The sequence below is a fragment of the Kitasatospora herbaricolor genome, from assembly GCF_030813695.1.
Classification (GTDB): domain Bacteria; phylum Actinomycetota; class Actinomycetes; order Streptomycetales; family Streptomycetaceae; genus Kitasatospora; species Kitasatospora herbaricolor.
This window is the reverse complement of the sequence record NZ_JAUSVA010000002.1, coordinates 5,091,261-5,112,137: the sequence shown is the minus strand read 5'-3', so window position 1 is coordinate 5,112,137 and position 20,877 is coordinate 5,091,261. Positions and strand designations below refer to the sequence as shown.

8 protein-coding genes, 3 rRNA genes and 1 pseudogene are annotated in these 20,877 nt (G+C 71.6%); 2 read left to right on the top strand and 10 right to left on the bottom strand.

What is annotated here, in order from left to right; all coding sequences use genetic code 11:
• Positions 1-24: 24 nt before the first annotated feature.
• The 7 genes and pseudogenes from J2S46_RS22695 to J2S46_RS22665 form a co-directional block, all read right to left on the bottom strand.
• Positions 25-2,205: an RNA degradosome polyphosphate kinase gene (locus J2S46_RS22695; RefSeq protein ID WP_370882225.1), complete on the bottom strand. Its 2,181-nt coding sequence runs from the start codon at positions 2,203-2,205 to the stop codon at positions 25-27.
• A gap of 269 nt (positions 2,206-2,474) precedes the next feature.
• Positions 2,475-3,428 (bottom strand): mycothiol synthase, encoded by a 954-nt coding sequence (mshD, locus tag J2S46_RS22690; protein ID WP_191290550.1) that lies wholly within the window; start codon positions 3,426-3,428, stop codon positions 2,475-2,477.
• A gap of 82 nt (positions 3,429-3,510) precedes the next feature.
• Positions 3,511-3,627 (bottom strand): 5S ribosomal RNA (gene rrf, locus J2S46_RS22685).
• A gap of 91 nt (positions 3,628-3,718) precedes the next feature.
• A 23S ribosomal RNA gene (locus tag J2S46_RS22680) occupies positions 3,719-6,840 on the bottom strand.
• Positions 6,841-7,128: 288 nt separating this feature from the next.
• Positions 7,129-8,652: ribosomal RNA gene (locus J2S46_RS22675) — 16S ribosomal RNA — on the bottom strand.
• Together the 16S, 23S and 5S rRNA genes form the textbook arrangement of a ribosomal RNA operon.
• Before the next feature lie 631 nt (positions 8,653-9,283).
• Positions 9,284-10,660: pseudogene (locus J2S46_RS22670) on the bottom strand (PP2C family protein-serine/threonine phosphatase); the annotation flags it as partial.
• Positions 10,661-10,791: 131 nt separating this feature from the next.
• On the bottom strand, positions 10,792-12,120 hold the full coding sequence (locus J2S46_RS22665; RefSeq protein WP_370882224.1) for an NAD(P)/FAD-dependent oxidoreductase: 1,329 nt from the start codon (positions 12,118-12,120) through the stop codon (positions 10,792-10,794).
• Between the two features lie 481 nt (positions 12,121-12,601).
• Between J2S46_RS22665 and J2S46_RS22660 the strand changes: the two genes are divergently transcribed.
• Together J2S46_RS22660 and J2S46_RS22655 are read left to right on the top strand one after the other, a co-directional pair.
• The gene (locus tag J2S46_RS22660; protein ID WP_307350944.1) at positions 12,602-13,639 is read left to right on the top strand and encodes a TetR/AcrR family transcriptional regulator; all 1,038 of its coding nucleotides are present in this window, start codon (positions 12,602-12,604) and stop codon (positions 13,637-13,639) included.
• Positions 13,640-13,949: 310 nt separating this feature from the next.
• Entirely contained in the window at positions 13,950-16,172 is a 2,223-nt protein-coding gene (locus tag J2S46_RS22655) for a sigma-70 family RNA polymerase sigma factor (protein ID WP_229913116.1), read from the top strand.
• Positions 16,173-16,220: 48 nt separating this feature from the next.
• On the opposite strand, the gene J2S46_RS22650 is transcribed toward J2S46_RS22655, so the two are convergent.
• The 3 genes from J2S46_RS22650 to J2S46_RS22640 all read right to left on the bottom strand — a co-directional run bounded on the left by J2S46_RS22650 (position 16,221) and on the right by J2S46_RS22640 (position 19,884).
• The gene (locus J2S46_RS22650) at positions 16,221-16,913 is read right to left on the bottom strand and encodes a DsbA family oxidoreductase (RefSeq protein WP_191292536.1); all 693 of its coding nucleotides are present in this window, start codon (positions 16,911-16,913) and stop codon (positions 16,221-16,223) included.
• 145 nt (positions 16,914-17,058) lie between these two features.
• Positions 17,059-17,574, bottom strand: coding sequence for a universal stress protein (locus tag J2S46_RS22645; protein WP_191292537.1), 516 nt, complete (start codon positions 17,572-17,574; stop codon positions 17,059-17,061).
• Between the two features lie 57 nt (positions 17,575-17,631).
• A complete protein-coding gene (locus J2S46_RS22640; protein ID WP_191292538.1) occupies positions 17,632-19,884 on the bottom strand; it encodes an asparagine synthase-related protein in 2,253 nt (750 codons plus the stop codon).
• Positions 19,885-20,877 lie beyond the last annotated feature (993 nt).

Sequence of the window (20,877 nt, the reverse complement as noted above, 5' to 3'; positions counted from 1 at the left end):
CTGGTGGCCGACTGCTCGGCGGCCTCAGCGGGCCGAGGAGGAGGCCCGGCGGCGCTGGCGCGAGTCGATCAGCAGGTCCTGCACGTGCCGGAGCCTCCTCTCCTCGGCGTCGTGCGAGTGGCGGGTCCAGGCCCCGTCGGGGCCGAGGTGCCAGGACTCGGTCTCGTCGGAGACACCGAGGTCGATCAGGCCGGACAGCTCGGCCCGGTGCGCCGGGTCGGCGACCCGCACCAGCGCCTCGATCCGGCGGTCCAGGTTGCGGTGCATCATGTCGGCGCTGCCGAACCAGACCTCGGGGTCGCCCCCGTTGCCGAAGACGAAGATCCGCGAGTGCTCCAGGAACCGCCCGAGGACGGACCGCACGCGGATGTTCTCGCTCAGCCCCGCCACCCCGGGCCGGATCGCGCAGATCCCGCGCACCCAGACGTCGACCGGGACACCGGCCCGGGACGCCCGGTAGAGGGCGTCGATCACGGCCTCGTCGACGATCGAGTTGACCTTGATCTTCACGTGGGCCGGGCGGCCCGCCCGGTGGTGCGCGATCTCCCCGTGGATCCGGGCGATCAGCCCGTCCCGGAGCCCGCGCGGTGCGGTCAGCAGCCGGCGGTAGGACTCCCGGCGGGAGTAGCCGGAGAGCCGGTTGAACAGGTCGGAGAGGTCCGCCCCGACCTGCGGGTCGGAGGTCAGCAGCCCTATGTCCTCGTACAGCCGGGCGGTCTTCGGGTGGTAGTTGCCCGTCCCCACGTGGGCGTACCGGCGCAGGGTGTCGCCCTCCTGGCGGACCACCAGCGACAGCTTGCAGTGCGTCTTCAGGCCGACCAGCCCGTAGACCACGTGGCAGCCGGCCTCCTCCAGCTTGCGGGCCCACTTGATGTTGGCCTGCTCGTCGAACCGGGCCTTGATCTCGACCAGCACCAGCACCTGCTTGCCGGACTCGGCCGCGTCGATCAGGGCGTCCACGATCGGCGAGTCGCCGGAGGTCCGGTACAGCGTCTGCTTGATCGCCAGCACGTCCGGGTCGGCGGCCGCCTGCTCCAGGAAGGCCTGCACCGAGGTGGAGAAGCTGTCGTACGGGTGGTGCAGCAGGACGTCCCGCTCGCGCATGGCGGCGAAGATGTCCGGCTGGGAGGCCGACTCGACGTCGGTCAGGCCGCGGGCGGTGCCGGCCACGAACTTCGCGTACTTGAGCTCGGGGCGGTCCAGGCCGGCGATCCCGAACAGGCCGGTGAGGTCCAGCGGCCCGGGCAGCGGGAAGACCTCGGCCTCGGTGATGTTCAGCTCGCGGACCAGCAGGTCGAGGATGTAGGGGTCGATCGACTCCTCCACCTCCAGGCGGACCGGCGGGCCGAAGCGCCGCCGCATCAGCTCCTTCTCCAGCGCCTTGAGGATGTTCTCGGTGTCGTCCTCCTCCACCTCCAGGTCCTCGTTGCGGGTGACCCGGAAGGCGTGGTGGGCGAGCACCTCCATCCCCGGGAAGAGCTCCTCCAGGTGGGCGCCCATCACGTCCTCCAGCGGGACGTAGCGCTGCGGCGACGCCTCCAGGAAGCGGGACAGCGACTGCGGCACCTTCACCCTGGCGAAGTGCTTGTGGCCGGAGACGGGGTTGCGGACCACCACGGCCAGGTTGAGGCTCAGGCCCGAGATGTACGGGAAGGGGTGGGCCGGGTCCACCGCCAGCGGGGTCAGCACCGGGAAGATCTTCTGCCGGAAGAGCGTGTGCAGGCGGGCCTGCTCCTTCTCGGCCAGTTCCGACCAGCGGACCAGCTCGATGCCCTCGGACGCCAGGTCCGGCAGCACCTCCTGCTGGAACGCGGCGGCATGGCGGGCCATGAGCTCGCGCGAGCGGTTCCAGATCAGGTCCAGCACCTCGCGCGGCTGCAGGCCCGAGGCCGATCGGGTGGCCACCCCGGTGGCGATCCGGCGCTTGAGGCCGGCAACCCGGACCATGAAGAACTCGTCCAGGTTGCTGGCGAAGATCGCCAGGAACTTGGCCCGCTCCAGCAGCGGGATGTCCGGGTCCTCGGCGAGTTCCAGAACCCGCTCGTTGAACGCCAGCCAGCTGCGCTCGCGGTCGAGGAACCGGCCCTCCGGGAGTTCCTCGAAGTCCTCGTCCTCGGCGGAGAACTGCTCCGGGGGCATCCCCAGGGCGGTGGACATCCGGACCGGCGAGGGCAGCGGGACAGAGACGGGGCGGGGGATGCTCATGGGCTCCAGCTCCTCCAACAGGACACAGTCCGATTCGGCCTGCAGACCGTCGGCCTCGCACGGCGCCAGCGCCCAACCGCCGGGAGCGGCCGGGAGACGGCCGGATCCGGGGCGCCGGCCGACGCTGCGTGAACGAGACACTACGGACTTCATCCTGTGATCTTCGCGGCGGCAATTGAATCCACGGTAAACACCGCATGGCCAGGAGGAAAGCTGAGTCGGTCGGGGCCGGTCCCGGTCACGCCCCGTGCCCCCGCGCCGTCAGCCCGCTACCGCACGCGGTACATCAGGTCCACCTCGTGGACGGTGAACCCCAATCGTTCATATACCCGCACTGCCGCCGGATTGTCGGCATCCACGTAGAGAAGTACGGTGTCCAGTCCGCGGTCCCCCGGGCCGTCCCCGGTCAGGTGACGCAGGCCCGCCGCGGTCAGTGCCCGGCCGAGGCCGCTGCCCTGCTCCGCCGGGTCCACCCCGACCACGTACACCTCGCCCAGGGCGGGGCCGCCCTGGGCACCCGGGTGGACCTTGGTCCAGTGGAAGCCCACCACCCGGTCGCCGCGGGTGGCGAGGAAGAAGCCGGCCGGGTCGAACCAGGGCTCGGCGAAGCGGTCCGCGAGGTCCTGCTCCGTCCAGGCGCCCTGCTCCGGGTGGTGGGCGAAGGCCAGGGCGTTCAGCCGCAGCCACTGCGCGTCGTCCTCGCCGGGACGGAAGGTACGCAGCGTGACCCCCTCCGGCAGCGGCGCCTCGTCCACGGCCTTGCCCGCCCTGCGCATCTGGCGGAGCTCACGGACGAGCTCACCGCCGAAAACCTCGGCCAGCCGCCGGGCCGCGGGGTGCCCGCCGTGCGCCCAGAAGTCCACCGGGCCGCCTGCCTCCGCCAGTACCGCTTCGACCAGGTGCCGGCCCAGGCCCCGGCCGCGCTCGGCCGGGTGCACCACCAGCTCCGCGGTGCCGGGCGAACCGGACGCTCCGCCGGCCTCCAGCTGGGCGTACCCCACGCGGCGCGGCTGCTCCCGGCCCACCGCGCTCTGGACGAGGTGGGTGACGCCCGGTCGCGCCGTACCAGACCGCAGCCGCAGCCTGCCCTGCTCGGAGACGGCTTCCCGTCCGTCCGCCAGGGCGGCGGCGGCCAGGATCTCCTGGATCTCGCCGCTGCCCTCCGGCGCCGGTCCCGCGTGGATCTCGCTTCCGGCCCGTGTGTACCTCTGCTCAGCACCCATGGCCTGACCCTACGTCAACGACCGTACCGGGAAACGCAGAAAAGCCCTGCCGGTTACCCGGCAGGGCTTCTCCACAATGATTGTTCGGCGGCGTCCTACTCTCCCACAGGGTCCCCCCTGCAGTACCATCGGCGCTGTAAGGCTTAGCTTCCGGGTTCGGAATGTAACCGGGCGTTTCCCTCACGCTATGACCACCGAAACACTATGAAACTGTCACCGCACCGCACCGTCCCGTGGCCCGGGACATACGGGGTCGTTGTTTCAGAACAACACAGTGGACGCGAGCAACTGAGGACAAGCCCTCGGCCTATTAGTACCGGTCAGCTCCACCCCTTACAGGGCTTCCACATCCGGCCTATCAACCCAGTCGTCTACTGGGAGCCTTACCCTCTCAAGGAGGTGGGAATACTCATCTCGAAGCAGGCTTCCCGCTTAGATGCTTTCAGCGGTTATCCCTCCCGAACGTAGCCAACCAGCCATGCCCTTGGCAGGACAACTGGCACACCAGAGGTTCGTCCGTCCCGGTCCTCTCGTACTAGGGACAGCCCTTCTCAATATTCCTACGCGCACAGCGGATAGGGACCGAACTGTCTCACGACGTTCTAAACCCAGCTCGCGTACCGCTTTAATGGGCGAACAGCCCAACCCTTGGGACCTACTCCAGCCCCAGGATGCGACGAGCCGACATCGAGGTGCCAAACCATCCCGTCGATATGGACTCTTGGGGAAGATCAGCCTGTTATCCCCGGGGTACCTTTTATCCGTTGAGCGACGGCGCTTCCACAAGCCACCGCCGGATCACTAGTCCCTGCTTTCGCACCTGCTCGACCCGTCGGTCTCACAGTCAAGCTCCCTTGTGCACTTACACTCAACACCTGATTGCCAACCAGGCTGAGGGAACCTTTGGGCGCCTCCGTTACTCTTTAGGAGGCAACCGCCCCAGTTAAACTACCCACCAGACACTGTCCCTGATCCGGATCACGGACCCAGGTTAGACATCCAGCACGACCAGAGTGGTATTTCAACGTCGACTCCACAACCACTGGCGTGGCTGCTTCAAAGTCTCCCACCTATCCTACACAAGCCGAACCGAACACCAATATCAAGCTATAGTAAAGGTCCCGGGGTCTTTCCGTCCTGCTGCGCGAAACGAGCATCTTTACTCGTAATGCAATTTCACCGGGCCTATGGTTGAGACAGTCGAGAAGTCGTTACGCCATTCGTGCAGGTCGGAACTTACCCGACAAGGAATTTCGCTACCTTAGGATGGTTATAGTTACCACCGCCGTTTACTGGCGCTTAAGTTCTCAGCTTCGCCGAGACGAATCTCGACTAACCGGTCCCCTTAACGTTCCAGCACCGGGCAGGCGTCAGTCCGTATACATCGCCTTACGGCTTCGCACGGACCTGTGTTTTTAGTAAACAGTCGCTTCTCGCTGGTCTCTGCGGCCGGCCCCAGCTCACGGAGTAAATCCGATCACCAGTTCCGGCCCCCCTTCTCCCGAAGTTACGGGGGCATTTTGCCGAGTTCCTTAACCATAGTTCACCCGAACGCCTCGGTATTCTCTACCTGACCACCTGAGTCGGTTTGGGGTACGGGCCGCCATGAAACTCGCTAGAGGCTTTTCTCGACAGCATAGGATCATCCACTTCACCACAATCGGCTCGGCATCAGGTCTCAGCCTCAATGAGTGACGGATTTGCCTATCACTCGGCCTACACCCTTACCCCGGGACAACCACCGCCCGGGCTGGACTACCTTCCTGCGTCACCCCATCGCTCACCTACTACCCTGTTGGGTCAGCGGCTCCACCACGTCCCATTGTCCGAAGACTCCGGGCCGGCTTCGCGGCTTTAGCATTCAGAGGTTCGACGTTGGCGCTTCAAAGCGGGTACGGGAATATCAACCCGTTGTCCATCGACTACGCCTGTCGGCCTCGCCTTAGGTCCCGACTTACCCTGGGCAGATCAGCTTGACCCAGGAACCCTTGGTCAATCGGCGCAAGAGTTTCTCACTCTTGTATCGCTACTCATGCCTGCATTCTCACTCGTGTCCCGTCCACAACTGGATTCCTCCGCTGCTTCACCCGGAACACGACGCTCCCCTACCCATCACAGCAGGCGTTGGCCCTGTTGCTGCAATGACACGACTTCGGTGGTGTGCTTGAGCCCCGCTACATTGTCGGCGCGGAATCACTTGACCAGTGAGCTATTACGCACTCTTTCAAGGGTGGCTGCTTCTAAGCCAACCTCCTGGTTGTCTCTGCGACTCCACATCCTTTCCCACTTAGCACACGCTTAGGGACCTTAGTCGGTGTTCTGGGCTGTTTCCCTCTCGACCATGGAGCTTATCCCCCACAGTCTCACTGCCACGCTCTCACTTACCGGCATTCGGAGTTTGGCTAAGGTCAGTAACCCGGTGAGGCCCATCGCCTATCCAGTGCTCTACCTCCGGCAAGAAACACGTGACGCTGCACCTAAATGCATTTCGGGGAGAACCAGCTATCACGGAGTTTGATTGGCCTTTCACCCCTAACCACAGGTCATCCCCCAGGTTTTCAACCCTGGTGGGTTCGGTCCTCCACGAAGTCTTACCTCCGCTTCAACCTGCCCATGGCTAGATCACTCCGCTTCGGGTCTTGGGCATGCAACTGAAACGCCCTATTCGGACTCGCTTTCGCTACGGCTACCCCACACGGGTTAACCTCGCTACACACCGCAAACTCGCAGGCTCATTCTTCAAAAGGCACGCAGTCACGAGACACACAGCAAGCTGCATGTCCGACGCTCCCACGGCTTGTAGGCACACGGTTTCAGGTACTATTTCACTCCGCTCCCGCGGTACTTTTCACCATTCCCTCACGGTACTATCCGCTATCGGTCACCAGGGAATATTTAGGCTTAGCGGGTGGTCCCGCCAGATTCACACGGAATTTCTCGGGCTCCGTGCTACTTGGGAGAAGCTCAAGTGAGCCGCTGATGTTTCGTCTACGGGGGTCTTACCCTCTACGCCGGACCTTTCGCATGTCCTTCGACTACACCAACGGTTTCTGACTCACCCAGCCGCCGGCAGACGACTGAAGAACTTTCCCACGACCCCTCATACGCAACCCCTGCCGGGTATCACACGTATCAGGTTTAGCCTCATCCGGTTTCGCTCGCCACTACTCCCGGAATCACGGTTGTTTTCTCTTCCTGCGGGTACTGAGATGTTTCACTTCCCCGCGTTCCCTCCACATACCCTATGTGTTCAGGTATGGGTGACAGCCCATGACGACTGCCGGGTTTCCCCATTCGGAAACCCCCGGATCAAAGCCTGGTTGACGGCTCCCCGGGGACTATCGTGGCCTCCCACGTCCTTCATCGGTTCCTGGTGCCAAGGCATCCACCGTGCGCCCTTAAAAACTTGGCCACAGATGCTCGCGTCCACTGTGCAGTTCTCAAACAACGACCAGTCACCCACCATCAAACCCCCGAAACGAGGATCATCAAGTAGGACCGGCACTGAAGCAACGACCATACGGCCGTTCCCTCAGGACCCAACAACGTGCCCGACACGACTCAACCCCATCAGATGCTTTCCACGCGCCGAAGCGCAGTACTCGCGGTCGATGAGACCGAACCGTGCCGAATAGTCAACGTTCCACCCATGAGCAACCAACTTGAGGCATTCGCTCAAGTCTGGCCATGTGCTCCTTAGAAAGGAGGTGATCCAGCCGCACCTTCCGGTACGGCTACCTTGTTACGACTTCGTCCCAATCGCTGGTCCCACCTTCGACGGCTCCTCCCCTTACGGGTTAGGCCACCGGCTTCGGGTGTTACCGACTTTCGTGACGTGACGGGCGGTGTGTACAAGGCCCGGGAACGTATTCACCGCAGCATGCTGATCTGCGATTACTAGCAACTCCAACTTCATGGGGTCGAGTTGCAGACCCCAATCCGAACTGAGGCCGGCTTTTTGGGATTCGCTCCGCCTCGCGGCATCGCAGCCCTTTGTACCGACCATTGTAGCACGTGTGCAGCCCAAGACATAAGGGGCATGATGATTTGACGTCGTCCCCACCTTCCTCCGAGTTGACCCCGGCAGTCTCCTGTGAGTCCCCATCACCCCGAAAGGCATGCTGGCAACACAGAACAAGGGTTGCGCTCGTTGCGGGACTTAACCCAACATCTCACGACACGAGCTGACGACAACCATGCACCACCTGTATACCGACCACAAGGGGGCGACCATCTCTGGCCGTTTCCGGTATATGTCAAGCCTTGGTAAGGTTCTTCGCGTTGCGTCGAATTAAGCCACATGCTCCGCTGCTTGTGCGGGCCCCCGTCAATTCCTTTGAGTTTTAGCCTTGCGGCCGTACTCCCCAGGCGGGGAACTTAATGCGTTAGCTGCGGCACCGACGACGTGGAATGTCGCCAACACCTAGTTCCCAACGTTTACGGCGTGGACTACCAGGGTATCTAATCCTGTTCGCTCCCCACGCTTTCGCTCCTCAGCGTCAGTAATGGCCCAGAGATCCGCCTTCGCCACCGGTGTTCCTCCTGATATCTGCGCATTTCACCGCTACACCAGGAATTCCGATCTCCCCTACCACACTCTAGCCTGCCCGTATCGAATGCAGACCCGGGGTTAAGCCCCGGGCTTTCACATCCGACGCGACAGGCCGCCTACGAGCTCTTTACGCCCAATAATTCCGGACAACGCTCGCACCCTACGTATTACCGCGGCTGCTGGCACGTAGTTAGCCGGTGCTTCTTCTGCAGGTACCGTCACTTGCGCTTCTTCCCTGCTGAAAGAGGTTTACAACCCGAAGGCCGTCATCCCTCACGCGGCGTCGCTGCATCAGGCTTTCGCCCATTGTGCAATATTCCCCACTGCTGCCTCCCGTAGGAGTCTGGGCCGTGTCTCAGTCCCAGTGTGGCCGGTCGCCCTCTCAGGCCGGCTACCCGTCGTCGCCTTGGTAGGCCATTACCCCACCAACAAGCTGATAGGCCGCGGGCTCATCCTGCACCGCCGGAGCTTTACACCAACCCCCATGCGGAGGAAGGTCATATCCGGTATTAGACCCCGTTTCCAGGGCTTGTCCCAGAGTGCAGGGCAGATTGCCCACGTGTTACTCACCCGTTCGCCACTGATCCACCCCGAAGGGCTTCACCGTTCGACTTGCATGTGTTAAGCACGCCGCCAGCGTTCGTCCTGAGCCAGGATCAAACTCTCCGTGAATGTCTGCTCGTAATCGAGCGGCCACTCGCGTTGAGCGGCACGGCAACCACCGGAATAGGGCGGCCCCGCGCACTGCGTCCTCGCTAGTGTTTTGTTACTAAAGGAATCTCCAACCCCGATCAATGATCGAGGCCGGGGATGTCAACATATCTGGCGTTGACTTTTGGCACGCTGTTGAGTTCTCAAGGAACGGACACTTCCTTCGAGCCACTCTCGTGAACTCTCCGGGCGCTTCGTTCTTTCGTGTTTCCAGCTTAGCAGATGTTTTCCGCTCCGTTTTCCGGAGTTTCGCTTCCCTGCCTTGCTTTCCTTCGGCCTTTCGGCACTCCCAGACTCTACCAGAGCCTTTCGTGCTTCCCGGCCTTCAGGAGGCTTTCGCCGGCCCGACCTGACGGTCCGTCCGACGGCTGAAACTCTAGCCGAGCCCCGCTCCGAAAAGCGAATCCGGCCCCACCTTTGAATTCCGGGCACAGCAATTCGCACCGGACCGTGACGAGGCACGGGCCAGGGCTGTTGCTGAGTGGTGTTTCGAAGGATTGGCCACCCCGGGAACGTCCGTGCGGATCGCGCGTCCGTTTCTCCCTGTCAGGCAGCTCGAAGAACACTAGACCTCTCCGGGGGGAGAGTCAAGGGGAGCCGGGGCGACCGGCAGCTGAAAGGTGAGCACCGCGACGTCGTCGTCGTGCTCGGCGGTCACACCCATCGCCCGGAGGAGGCGGGCGCAGACCACGTCGGGGGTGCCGACCGGGCCGCCGAGGGTGCGGGCCAGCAGGTCGAGGCCCTGGTCGATGTCCTCGTCGCGGCGCTCCACCAGACCGTCCGTGTAGAGGACGCCGGTGGTGCCCGGCAGCAGTCGCAGGGTGTGGGAGAGGTGCTGCCCGCCGCCGGTGCCCAGTGGCGGACCGTTCTGCTCCTCGCTGCGCAGGACGGTGCCGTCGGGGCAGCGCAGCATGATCGGAAGGTGGCCGGCCGAGGCGTAGGTGAGGGTGCTCGGCTCCGGGTCCCAGACGGCGTAGGTGCAGGTGGCGATCTGGTTGGCGTCGATCTCCATGGCCAGGCCGTCGAGCAGGCACATCACCTCGTGCGGGGGCAGGTCCAGCCGGGCGTACGCGCGGACGGCGGTGCGCAGCTGGCCCATCACCGCGGCGGCGCGCAGGCCGCGGCCCATCACGTCGCCGATGACCAGGGCGGTCCGGCCGCCCTCGATGCCGATGACGTCGTACCAGTCCCCGCCGACGGCGGCCTCGGCGCCGCCGGGCTGGTAGGTGGCGGCGACCCGGAGGCCGGCGGGCTGTTCGAGCTTCTGCGGCAGCAGGCTCCGCTGCAGGGTCACGGCGGCCTCGCGCTGGCGGCGCTCGGCCTCGCGGAGCCGGGTGGCGGCCTGGACCTGGTCGGTGACCTCGGCGGCGAAGACCAGGACGCCGGCGGGCTCGGCGTCGGCCCCGGCGGCCCGGCCGTCGCCGAGCGGGACGCAGGAGACGTTGTAGTAGCGGTGTCCGCCGGGGCCGCTGATGCGCCGGGCCTTGACGCTGCGGGCGCGGCCGCTGCGGACGGCCTGGTCCATCAGGGGCATGACGCCCATGGCGGTGAGTTCGGGGAGGGCGTCGGCGGCGGGCAGGCCGACCGGACGCTCGCCGAAGAGCTCCTGGTAGGCGCGGTTGGCGTAGCCGAGCTGGTGGCGCGGGCCGTGGGTGACCGCGACCGGGGCCGGGAGGCGGTCCAGCACCTCGCGCAGGTCGTAGAGCTCGTGGACGTCCCGGAGGTCGAGCAGTCCGCCGGCGGCGAGCGGGTCGCGCGGGCCGGGGACGCTCCGGGGCTCGGCGGTGTCGGGGGCCGTTCCGGCCGGCGGGGTCGGCTTCAGGGTGGCGACGGCGCCGCGGTCGGTGGCGCCGGGCGCGCTGGAGGGTCCGGTCGAGGTCACGGTGGCGGGCCCCGCGGCGGAGCCGGGCGGGGGCACGGCACGTCTAGGGGCTCCGGTGAGCCGGGCGCTCCAGCGCATGAGGTTCAAACGACGGCCGCTTCCTCGGGGTTTCCAGGCATATCATCACTTTTTGTGTGCGTACTGGCACGCGGGGTAATGACTTCGGTCGGGCCGATCCTGTCAGGCGCGGGGCCCATTCCGGAAGTCGCATCGTCCTCTCACCCACGCCCGGCCGGACCCCCCTCCACAAAACCCGCCTCGAATTCCGACCTGGGGTGCTCGACCGTCCCCAGCGAGACGACCTCCCGGCTGAACACTCCGGCCAGCATCCAGTCGATCAGCACCCGCACCCGGCGGTCCGTGCTCGGCAGCCGGCGCAGCTGGCGGACCCGGTGCAGCAGCCAGGCCCGGCGTCCGGTGAGGCGGCCGCGCCGGGTCTGCGCGACGCCCCGGCCGATCCCCAGCGAGGTCGAGCAGCCCGCGAGGTCCGGCAGGTACGCGCGCTGCTCCGCCGACCCCAGGGAGGCGAGGACGTTGTCGGCCAGCAGCTGGGCCTGGGCGAAGGCGTGCTGGGCGTTCGGGGCGCAGGCCTCGCCGGCCGCGTGCGGATCGGGGACGGCCGCGCAGTCGCCGGCCGCCCAGACGCCGGGCAGCGGGAGGCCGTCCGGTCCGAGCACCTGGAGGGTGGGCAGGCAGCGGACCCGGCCCCGGGCGTCCAGCGGCAGGTCGGTGGCGCGCAGCAACGGCGCGGGCCGGACCCCGGCCGTCCAGACCAGGGTGCGGGCGGCGAACCGGCTGCCGTCCGAGAGCAGCATCAGGCCGCCGGTGGCGGACTCCAGGGTGGTGCCGAGCCGGACGTCTACGCTGCGGTCGCGCAGCTGGGCCAGGGTGTCGGCGGCGAGTTCGGCGCCGCTGCCGTGCGAGCCGGCCTCGGCGAGGATCCGGTCGGTGGCTTCGACCAGCACCCAGCGCAGGTCCTCCTGGGCGACGTTGTGATAGCCCCGGACGGCGTACCGGGCCATGTCCTCCAGTTCGGCCAGCGCGCCGACCCCGGCGTAGCCGGCGCCGACGAAGACGAAGGTGAGGGCGGCCTGGCGCAGGGCAGGGTCGCGGGTGGAGGAGGCGAGGTCCAGCTGTTCGAGGACGTGGTTGCGCAGGGCGACCGCCTCGCCCACGGTGGAGAAGCCGAGGCCGTGCTCGGCCAGGCCGGGCACGGGGGCGGTGCGGGAGACCGAGCCGGGGGCCACCACCAGGACGTCGTAGGCGAGTTCCACCGGCGCGGCCGGATCGCCGTGCTGGGCGGGGTCGGCCCAGGCGCGGCGGGTGGCGTGGTCGATCCGGGTGATCCGGGCGGTGAGGACGCGGCAGTCGGGCAGCACCCGGCGCAGCGGCACCACGACGTGCCGGGGGTCGATCGAGCCGGCCGCGACCTCCGCGAGCAGCGGGTGGTAGGTCAGGTAGGGCTGCGGTTCGACCACGGTGATCCGGGCTTCGTCGCGCCGGAGCCGGTCTCTGAGTCCGCGCTGGAGGCGCAGTGCTGCGGACATGCCGGCGCAGCCGCCGCCGACGACCAGAACCCTGAGGGGTGCTTCCCCTGCCGATGTGACCTGCTTCACGCCTCCATGACGCACTGCCGGGGGCCCTCTTGTCCACAGTCCGTGCCGGATCCGCCGATGCGGATGTGGCGAGGGCGGCCCGGATGTGCCCGAGTGGCGGGGTTCGGTGCACTTTCGGCCCCGAACTTCCGTGAACTATGGTCGGATTGTGTGTCGGAGCAGGCTCGGTCCGGAATCTCCGGGCGCGACGTACCGTGGAGCGGCCATCATGGCCACTTCAACCGCCGGCGGGGGACCCGACTGCCGGCGGACGATCCGGGGAAGGTAGTCCCGGACGGTTTCCGCAGACAGGACGCAGACGCACGATCCGGTTGGCCCGCCGCGGTCGGCGGCCACGGCCGGGCGCACCGGGGGGTGCGGTGACGGGTGAGGACAGGTACCCGGGATCGGGTGCCTGCGGGGGAGAGTTGGGATGATGGAGCAGGATCGACTGTCGGGCCGGGTGGGCACGCCCTACCCGGGCCAGGGCGCGGTGCCGGAACAGCGCGGCGCCGCCGACCGGCCGCTGCCGCAGGAGGTGGGGTACGCGGGAGTGGCGTACCGGGCGCCCGGCCAGGACGCGGCGTGGCCGGCCGGGGAGCGTCCGGAGGCCTCCGGCGCGGACGGACCACGGGGAGCGGCCGCCGGTGAGGCGGCCGGCGGGTTCACGGCCGGCGGTGCGACGGCGGGTGCCCCCGGCGAGGGACGGACGCCCGAGGGCGCCGGCGAGGGACGCGGGACGCGCCCGGCCGGCACCCGGCTGCGGGTGGACGCCCGGCGGAACCTGGAGAGCGTGCTGCGGGCGGCCCGTGAGGTGTTCGGCGAGTTCGGCTACGACGCTCCGATGGAGGAGGTGGCACGCCGGGCGGGGGTCGGTGTCGGCACCGTCTACCGGCGCTTCCCCAGCAAGGAGGTGCTGGTCCAGCGGATCGCCTCGGAGGAGGTGGCCTGGCTGACCGCGCAGGCCCGGGAGTCGCTCTACAGCGGCGCAGGCCCGTGGGAGTCGCTGGCCGAGTACCTGGCGCGGGCGGTGGGCACCGGCGCGGGCCGGCTGCTGCCGCCGGAGGCCTTCCGGTACGCCGAGGAGCTCGGTCGGGTGCCGGGGCAGCGCGGCAGCGAGCCGTGGCCCGGCCGGCCGAGGGGCGGCGACCAGTACCAGTTGATGTCCGGCGGGGGCGTCCCCGACGCCGATCCCCGGTTGCTGCTCCAGCTGCTCGCCGCACTGGTGGCGCGCGCGGGTGCGGCCGGCGAGCTGCGGCCGGGCGTGACGGTCTCCGACGTGGTGCTGGTGCTGACCGCGTCGGTGCCGGTGCGGACCGGCCGCGGCGCCTCGCAGCAGGCGGACGGCCGGGGCGCGGACGACGGGATCGGGGGCTGGGCGCCGGACATCAGGACGACCGAGGGTCAACCCCGCTCCGGCCCGGCCGCGCGGCTGCTGGAACTGCTGCTGGACGGGCTGCGCGCGCGCTGACCCCGGCCGGTCCGGCGCTTTTCCTTTCCCTGCCGGGGAGTTGCCGGCGGGCGGATCGCCCGCCGGCGGCCGGCGGCGGTGGATCGGGCGGGTCGGGCGCGTTCCTGACGTCCGCTCGGAAGAGTGGGTCGGGGGCGGCCCGGCTACCGCTGTTCTCCGCGCTATGCCATCCTTTGGCCGTGGTTGGAGCCAATGTCCCGATGCGCGCCGTTCGCGCGCCGTCGGCGCCGGGTGGACGGGTGCCGAGCGCCCCCGCTCCCCGGGATGCCCGGCCACCGTCCGGGGGCCGTCATGCAATCCGGGGGCCGCTGTGAGCGCCGAGGAACAGAACGACTTCAGCTACGGCCTGGACTTCGGCCGGTCCGGCGGGAGCGGCGGGCCCGGTGACGGTGCGGCCGCCGGGGCCGACCGGTCGCCGGAGCAGTTGCCCGGGCCGGACGGCGTTCCCGCCGCCGGCCGACCCGCCGTGCCCGGCCACGGTCCCGGCCAACTGCCCGCCCAGGTGCCCGATCAGGCCGGCGCCCCGCACCGCGAGTCGCTGGCCGGGCCGCCCGCCGCGCTGGGCCGGGTGCCCGGGCAGGCCGGCGCCGGCCAGGGCAGCGTCAGCCCGGCCGCCTTCGTCACCGCGCAGGCCCCGGCCCGCTCCGCCCGGCCGACGGTGCCCGCCCCGGCCGATCCGGTGGACGGTGAGCGCCCGCCCTCCGACGCCGAGTTGACGGCGCTGGTGCGGGCCGGCGACGACGGTGCGTACGAGGAGATCTACCGCCGGCACGCCGAGTCCGTCCGGCGCTACGCGCGGACCTGCTGCCGGGACAGCTTCACCGCGGAGGACCTGGCGGGCGAGGTCTTCGCCCGGACCTTGCAGGCCCTGCGGGCCGGCAAGGGACCGGAGTTCGCCGTCCGCGCCTACCTGCTGACCGCCGTGCGCAACGTCGCGGCCGCCTGGGGCCGGACGGAGCGGCGCGAGCAACTCGTCGACGACTTCACCACCTTCGCCCGCTCCTCGTCGGGCCTCCCGGACCTGGACCTGGCCGACCCCGGCGCGGACGCCTGGGCGATGGCGATGGCCGACCGGCGGATGGTGATGCAGGCCTTCGTCGAACTGCCCGAGGACGACCGGGTGGTGCTCTGGCACACCGAGGTCGAGCGGGAGTCGCCGAAGACCGTGGCGGTGCTGCTCGGCAAGACCGCCAACGCCACCGCCGTGCAGGCCCACCGGGCCCGCGACCGGCTCGCCGCCGCGTTCCTGCAGGCCCATGTCTCCGGCAGCCAGGCGCAAGGCTGCGAGGCGTACGCGAACCGGCTCGGCGCGTACGCCCGGGGTTCGCTGCGCAAGCGGGCCTCGACGGAGGTCGGCCGGCACCTCAAGGAGTGCGACCGCTGCACGGCGGCCTACCTGGAGCTGTCCGAGATCAACCACGGCCTGCGGGCGCTGCTGCCCGGCGGCGTGCTGGTCTGGGTCGGCGTGGGCGGGTTCGGCGCGGCCGCGGCCGCCGCGGGCGCCGGGGCGGTGGCCGGCGGCGCCGCGGTGGGCACCGCCGCCGTCGCGGCAGGCAGCGGTACCACGACCGGGGCCACGGCCGGCGGCGGTGCGGCGGCCGGCGGCGGTGCGGGCGGGACCGCCGGCGGCGGCGCCGGAGCGGTCGCCCCGGGCCTCGGCATCGCGGCCAAGGCCGGGATCGCCGCCACGGTCGCGGCGCTGGCCGCCGCCGTCGCCGCGTACGCGCTGACCGGCGCACCCGACCCGGTGGCGCCGCCCGCGGCGGCCGCCGCGCCGGTCTCCTCCCCCGCCGCCGTCCCGCCGCCGGTGCCGGCCCCGCCCGCGCCGCGGGCGGCGCCCCAGCCGGCCGCCGAGCCGGAGCCCGAACCGGCCCCCGCGCCGAGCCCCTCCCCCACGCCGAAGCCCGCGCCGGTCCGCACCGCGGCGCCCTCGCGCACCCCCGCGCCCCCCGCGTCGCCGTCGCCCACCCCGGTCGCGGTGACGCCGCCGCCCGCACCGGCGCCCGAGCCGCCGGCGCCCGCCCCGCCCACGCCGGAGCCGGTGCCGTCCCCGGTGGTCACCCCGCCCACCCCGCCGGCGCCGGCCCGCGACTTCTGGGCGGACGCGCTCCCGTTCTTCAACCCCGGCGGCAACCGGGTGCCGCCCGCCGGCCCGAGCCTGCGGCACGGCGGCGGCTGGGTCTGGCAGCGGGACGCGGTGCGGATCGGGGACCAGCGCTACCGGCACGGCCTCTCGGTGCACGCGCCGAGCAGCACGACCGTCGACCTGAACCGCTCCTGCCGGTCCTTCGACGCGGTGGCCGGCCTGGACGACCTCACCCTGCCGGGCGCCCGCGCGGTCTTCTCGGTGCTGGGCGAGGACGGCACGGCGCTCTGGACGTCCCCCCAGCTGCGCGCCGGGGACCCGCCGGTGGCGGTGCACGTCCCGCTGGCGGGCCTCGGCTCCGTCCGGCTGACGGTCACCCCGCTGCGCGGCCCCTGGGCGGGCACCGTGGTCGGGGACTGGGCGCAGGCCCGCTTCAGCTGCGACTGAGGGCCGGCCGGCGCGGATCGCGCGCCGGCCGGCCCTCGGTGCCGCGGGTCAGACCGCGCAGGCGCCGTCCGCGCAGGAGTCGGCGTCGGGCGCCGCCTGGACCAGGGCGGACGTCTCGGCCGCCACCTGCTCCAGGACCTTGCGGAAGGTCTCGGCCTCCTGGCCGCCCTGGACGGCCCACTTGCCCTCGAAGACGAAGGTCGGCACGGCGCTGATGCCGAGCTCCCGGGCCTCGGCGAGCTGGGCCCGGACGTCCTCGACGCCCTCCTCGCCGGCCAGGTAGCCGGCCACCCGCTCGCCGTCGAGGCCGGCCGCCACCGCGATCTCGGTGAGCCGGGCCCGGTCGCCGATGTCCGCGCCGTCGCTGAAGTGGGCCTTCAGCAGGCCCTCCTTGAGCGCGCCCTGGACCTCGGCGCCGTACTCGGTCAGGGCGAGGTGCAGCAGCCGGTGCCCCAGGAAGGTGTTGGTGTGCAGGGCGGTGTCGAAGTCGTAGGTGATGCCCTCGGCCCGTCCCAGCTCGGTCACCCGGGCGTCCATCGCGACCGACTGCGGCCCGTAGCGCTCGGCCAGCCAGGCCCGGTGCGGGGTCGCCGCCTCGGGGGCGTCCGGGACGAGCTGGTACGGCCGGTAGACCACCTCGACGCCGGCCCGGCCCTCGAAGCCGGCCAGGGCCTGCTCGAAGCGGCGCTTCCCGATGTAGCACCACGGGCAGGCGATGTCGGAGTAGATCTCGACCTTCATGACTTCGGGCTCCTGGGGTGGGGGACGGTTCGACAGGTGAACGGTCGACCGTCCCCGGGTCATTCCCCCGCCGGGCCGGGCGCGACGGGCGTCACGCCCCGCGCGGACGTCCGGGCGGGGCCGCCCCGGGCCGGGAACCGGCTGCTCAGCGCGCCGGCGGCGGGGGGACGACCAGCACCGGGCAGGCCGCGTGGTGCACCGCCGCCGTGCTCACCGACCCCAGCAGCAGCCGGTTGAACCCGCCGTTGCCACGGGTGCCGACCACCAGCGTGTGCTGGCTGACCGCGGACGCCAGCAGCACCTCGATCACGTTGCCCAGCACCACGTGCAGCGCCAGCTCCCCCTCGTACGGCCGGGAGCGCGCCCGCTGCACGGCCGCCACCGAGCGCCGCAGGCCGTCCGCCATGCTCTCGACCAGCTGCTCGACGCTCTCCCGCACCAGCTCCGCCATCCCCGGCGGGTAGCCGACCGGGGAGGGGTTGACCACCGCCAGCACGTAGAGCGGCAGCCGGAACAGCTCGGCCTCGGTCATCGCCCGCTCCAGCGCCCAGAGCGAGCCGTCCGAGCCGTCGCAGGCGGCCAGCACTCCGGACGGGCCGACAGCGGGCGGCCCGCCGGTCACCGTCAGGACGGGCGTGGGCTGGTCCGGGCTGGTCACCATGGCTCCAAGGGCGGCTCGGGGACACCTGCCGCCATGATCCCGCCCGGCCGGGCGGGATCAGGCGAAGCGCGCCGCCGCGAGCGCCACGCGTTCGGCGAGCGGCAGGCCCGTCCAGCAGGAGCCGTGCCGGCGGGCCCGGACCCGGCGCAGCCAGAGTTCGGTGGAGACCAGCTCGGCGATCCCGGCCAGGGTCTCGGGCGTCGGCGCGGCGCCCGGCTCGGCCGCCAGCCGCAGGCTCCGCCGGACGGCCGCCAGGTCGATCAGCCCGGCCTCGGCCAGCAGCGGCCGGTCGAACAGCTCGGCCATCCCGTCCGCCGCCAGCCGCAGGCCGGTCCTGGCCGGCCCGTCGGCGTCGGGGCGCCCGCCGCGCCCCCAGTCGGCGGGCAGGTCGGTGCGGCCGGCGCCGGCCAGCACCGCGTGCAGCAGGGTGTGCCGGGCACCGGGCTGCAACCGGACCTGGTCGGGCAGCAGCCGGGCCGCCCGCACCACCTGGTTGTCCAGGAAGGGCGCGTGCAGCCGCTGGCCGGGCTGCTCGGCGGCCTGCAGCAGGGTCCGGTACGCGGCGGCGTGCCGGTGCAGCGCCTGCCGGGCCCGCCGGGCGCCCGGGTGCTCGGCCGGGGCGGGCCCGCGGGCGGCCAGCCGCAGCCGCAGCGCGACCGCGGAGAGCGCCTCGTCGGAGAGCCAGCGGGCGGCCGGGCCGGGCACGCACCAGGCGAGTCCGCCCGCCGTCCCGGCACCGGCCGTGGCCGCGGCGCCGGCGCCCCGCCGGGCGGTGAGCCGCACGGCGGCGTCGTCCAGCGCGTCGGCGTAGCGGACCCGGGACAGCCGGTGGGCGGCCCGCAGCACCGTCACCGGCGTCCGGACGGCGCCGGCCAGGACGCCCGCCAGCGCGCGGTCGGCCCCGGCCAGCGCGGCGACCGGGGGCAGCAGCTCGCGCGGGCGGCCCGCCCGGATCAGGTCGGCCAGCCGGGCCGGGTGACCGTCCAGGACCTGCCGGGCACCGTAGCCGGTGAGGTGGTCGGCGCCGCCGGCCGCGAACCTGGCCTCGGCGCGGGCCGCGGAGACCAGGCCGGGGCCGGGTTCGTCGGTCAGCCGGCCCGCCAGCGGGTCGGCTCCCGCCCCGACGAACGGGAGCGTGCGCGGGGTCACCGCCAGCACGGTGTGCCGCAGCCGCGGGGTGCCGGGCAGCAGGACGGCGCTCCCGCCCGGGACGGCCGGGCCGTCCGGCTCGCCGAAGGTGACGGCAGCCAGCGGCTCCGGCTCGGCCGGGCCCTGCGCGGGCGGGCGCGCCCAGGAGCCCTTGATCGCCCCGGACCTGGCCCGCTCGCCGGCCTCGGACCTGGGACCGGGCAGCGGCAGGCCGGCCGCACCGGCCGGCGCCGGGGCCGACGGGACGGCCTGCGGGCCCGCACCGGCCGCCGACGGCGCGGGGCCGGGCGGCACGGCGGCGGCGAGCAGGGCGACGGTGGCCGAGGCCGTTCCGTAGGAGAGGTCGGCGCCGAGCCGCGGACGCTCCGGTGCCGGGCCGGCCGCTGCCCGCGGGGCCGCCGGCGAGCCCGGGGCGGACGGGCGCACCCGGGAGCGCACGGCCTCCAGCAGGGCGCGGGTGAGCTCCCGGACCGCCGGTGCCTCCCCGCGCGGCGGCGGGCCGCCCGCGGGCTCGTCGTACGAGGCGGTGTACGGCCGGCCGCCGCGGACGGCCAGCACGTGCCCGGGCGGCACCCGCTGGACCCCCAGGTACGGGGTGCCGGTGCCGAGCGCCTCCGGCGACTCCGGGCAGGCCAGCCGGGCGGCCAGGTGGCCGGCGTCGATCGGGGCGCCGACCAGGTCGGCGAGCGGCAGCGCCGCGGTCGCGTACGCGGTGCCCCCGCACCAGGGCGTGTGGAAGACGGGGAGGGCGCCGGACAGGTCGGTCAGCAGCAGGGTGCTGCGGGTGCCGGTGCGCAGGACCGCGGTGTAGCTGCCGGGCCAGGTGCTGAGGTGGCGGACGGCGCCGCCGCGCGCGGCGGCCAGGCCGGCGGCGAGTTCGGCGTCGGAGGCCCCGCAGTGGCCGAGGACGGCGAGGCGGGTGGTGGCTGGGGTGTCCTCGACCGGGTCGGGCAGCGGGGCGCCGGTGCTGACCACGGCCGGGCCGCCGGGCCGCAGGGTGACCAGCCGGATCTCCTCGGGACGCCAGTCGCCCACCGCCCAGAGGGGGTTGACGCCCGCCCAGAGGGTGCGGGCGGCGATCGGGCGGACCGCGCCCGGGGTCTCGTGGGCCGGCGCGCCCGCCCTGGGCGCAGTCCCGCTCCAGCCCGTCAGCCACCGCATCGCGCCTCCACCGGACGAGGAACTCATCGCGGCGGTGCGCCCGTTCGGCCCGTCCGGACCGGGCCCGGCCCACGGCTGCGCCGGGCCCGGACCGCCACGGGCCGGCCACCGCGCGGGCACGGCCCGGCGTACGGCGGCCGGCCCGGCGCACCGTCAGGAGCCATCGTGCCACCGGACACCCGCCCGGATACCGGTGTTGCGGCTGTCAATTCGCGTGGCGTGCGGGCGCGGGCGGCCGCCCCCGGGTCACCGGACGGCCCGGGCCCGGCCGTTCGGCCACGGCCGGTCCGACGACGGTCGGCGCGGCGGCCCGGCCCGGTGGCCCGGCCCGGCAGCTCCCGCGCTGGAACGGGACCGCGCCCGGGGCGGGCGCGGCGGGCGCGGCAGGGCCGGGCCGGGCAGGCCGGGCGAGGCAGGCAGGCCGGGACAGGCCGAAATCCGGCCGGACGCGGGTGGGCCGCGGACAACGCGCGGGACCGGCCGGGCCGGCGGGCCGACGGGCGCCCGCGCGGCCCGTCCGCACGCCCGGCGGGCGGCGCCTTCGACCCTCTCCGGAGCCGGTCCGCCCGCGCGGGCGGACCGGCGGCCGCGCGGCCGGGCCTTCCCCTCCACGGCCCGGACCGCCGGTCGCAACGCCCTGTCATGGCCATCGCGAGATGGCCGAAAGGCGTCGCAAGGCCCGGGAGGGCATCCGCATGCCCTCCCGGACTGATCCGCCGCCCGCGGGGATGAAGGCGACGGCTCCCCCGACCCGCCGGGTCCTCGGCGGCGGGTCGACCCACGGCACCAGCGAATCGCCGACCTGGCCATCGGGCCAGGGGGCACGGCCGGGCGCACATCGGCACACGACCGGAGCACAACGCTCCGGCGCGCACACAAACGGAGGACGAGGCCCCGCCGGGCCGGCGACCGCCTCCGGCGACGGGTGCGCGATCCCGCCATCCGGAATGCTTGCCCTTAACCCTCGGAACGCGTCCGACTACTCTAGGTGCA

What these genes read in the sequence shown, in the direction of transcription:
- J2S46_RS22695 (WP_370882225.1), bottom strand. Translation starts at nt 2,205, where the DNA reads ATGAGCATCCCCCGCCCCGTCTCTGTCCCGCTGCCCTCGCCGGTCCGG.
- mshD (WP_191290550.1), bottom strand. Translation starts at nt 3,428, where the DNA reads ATGGGTGCTGAGCAGAGGTACACACGGGCCGGAAGCGAGATCCACGCG.
- J2S46_RS22665 (WP_370882224.1), bottom strand. Translation starts at nt 12,120, where the DNA reads ATGTCCGCAGCACTGCGCCTCCAGCGCGGACTCAGAGACCGGCTCCGG.
- J2S46_RS22660 (WP_307350944.1), top strand. Translation starts at nt 12,602, where the DNA reads ATGATGGAGCAGGATCGACTGTCGGGCCGGGTGGGCACGCCCTACCCG.
- J2S46_RS22650 (WP_191292536.1), bottom strand. Translation starts at nt 16,913, where the DNA reads ATGAAGGTCGAGATCTACTCCGACATCGCCTGCCCGTGGTGCTACATC.
- J2S46_RS22645 (WP_191292537.1), bottom strand. Translation starts at nt 17,574, where the DNA reads ATGGTGACCAGCCCGGACCAGCCCACGCCCGTCCTGACGGTGACCGGC.
- J2S46_RS22640 (WP_191292538.1), bottom strand. Translation starts at nt 19,884, where the DNA reads ATGCGGTGGCTGACGGGCTGGAGCGGGACTGCGCCCAGGGCGGGCGCG.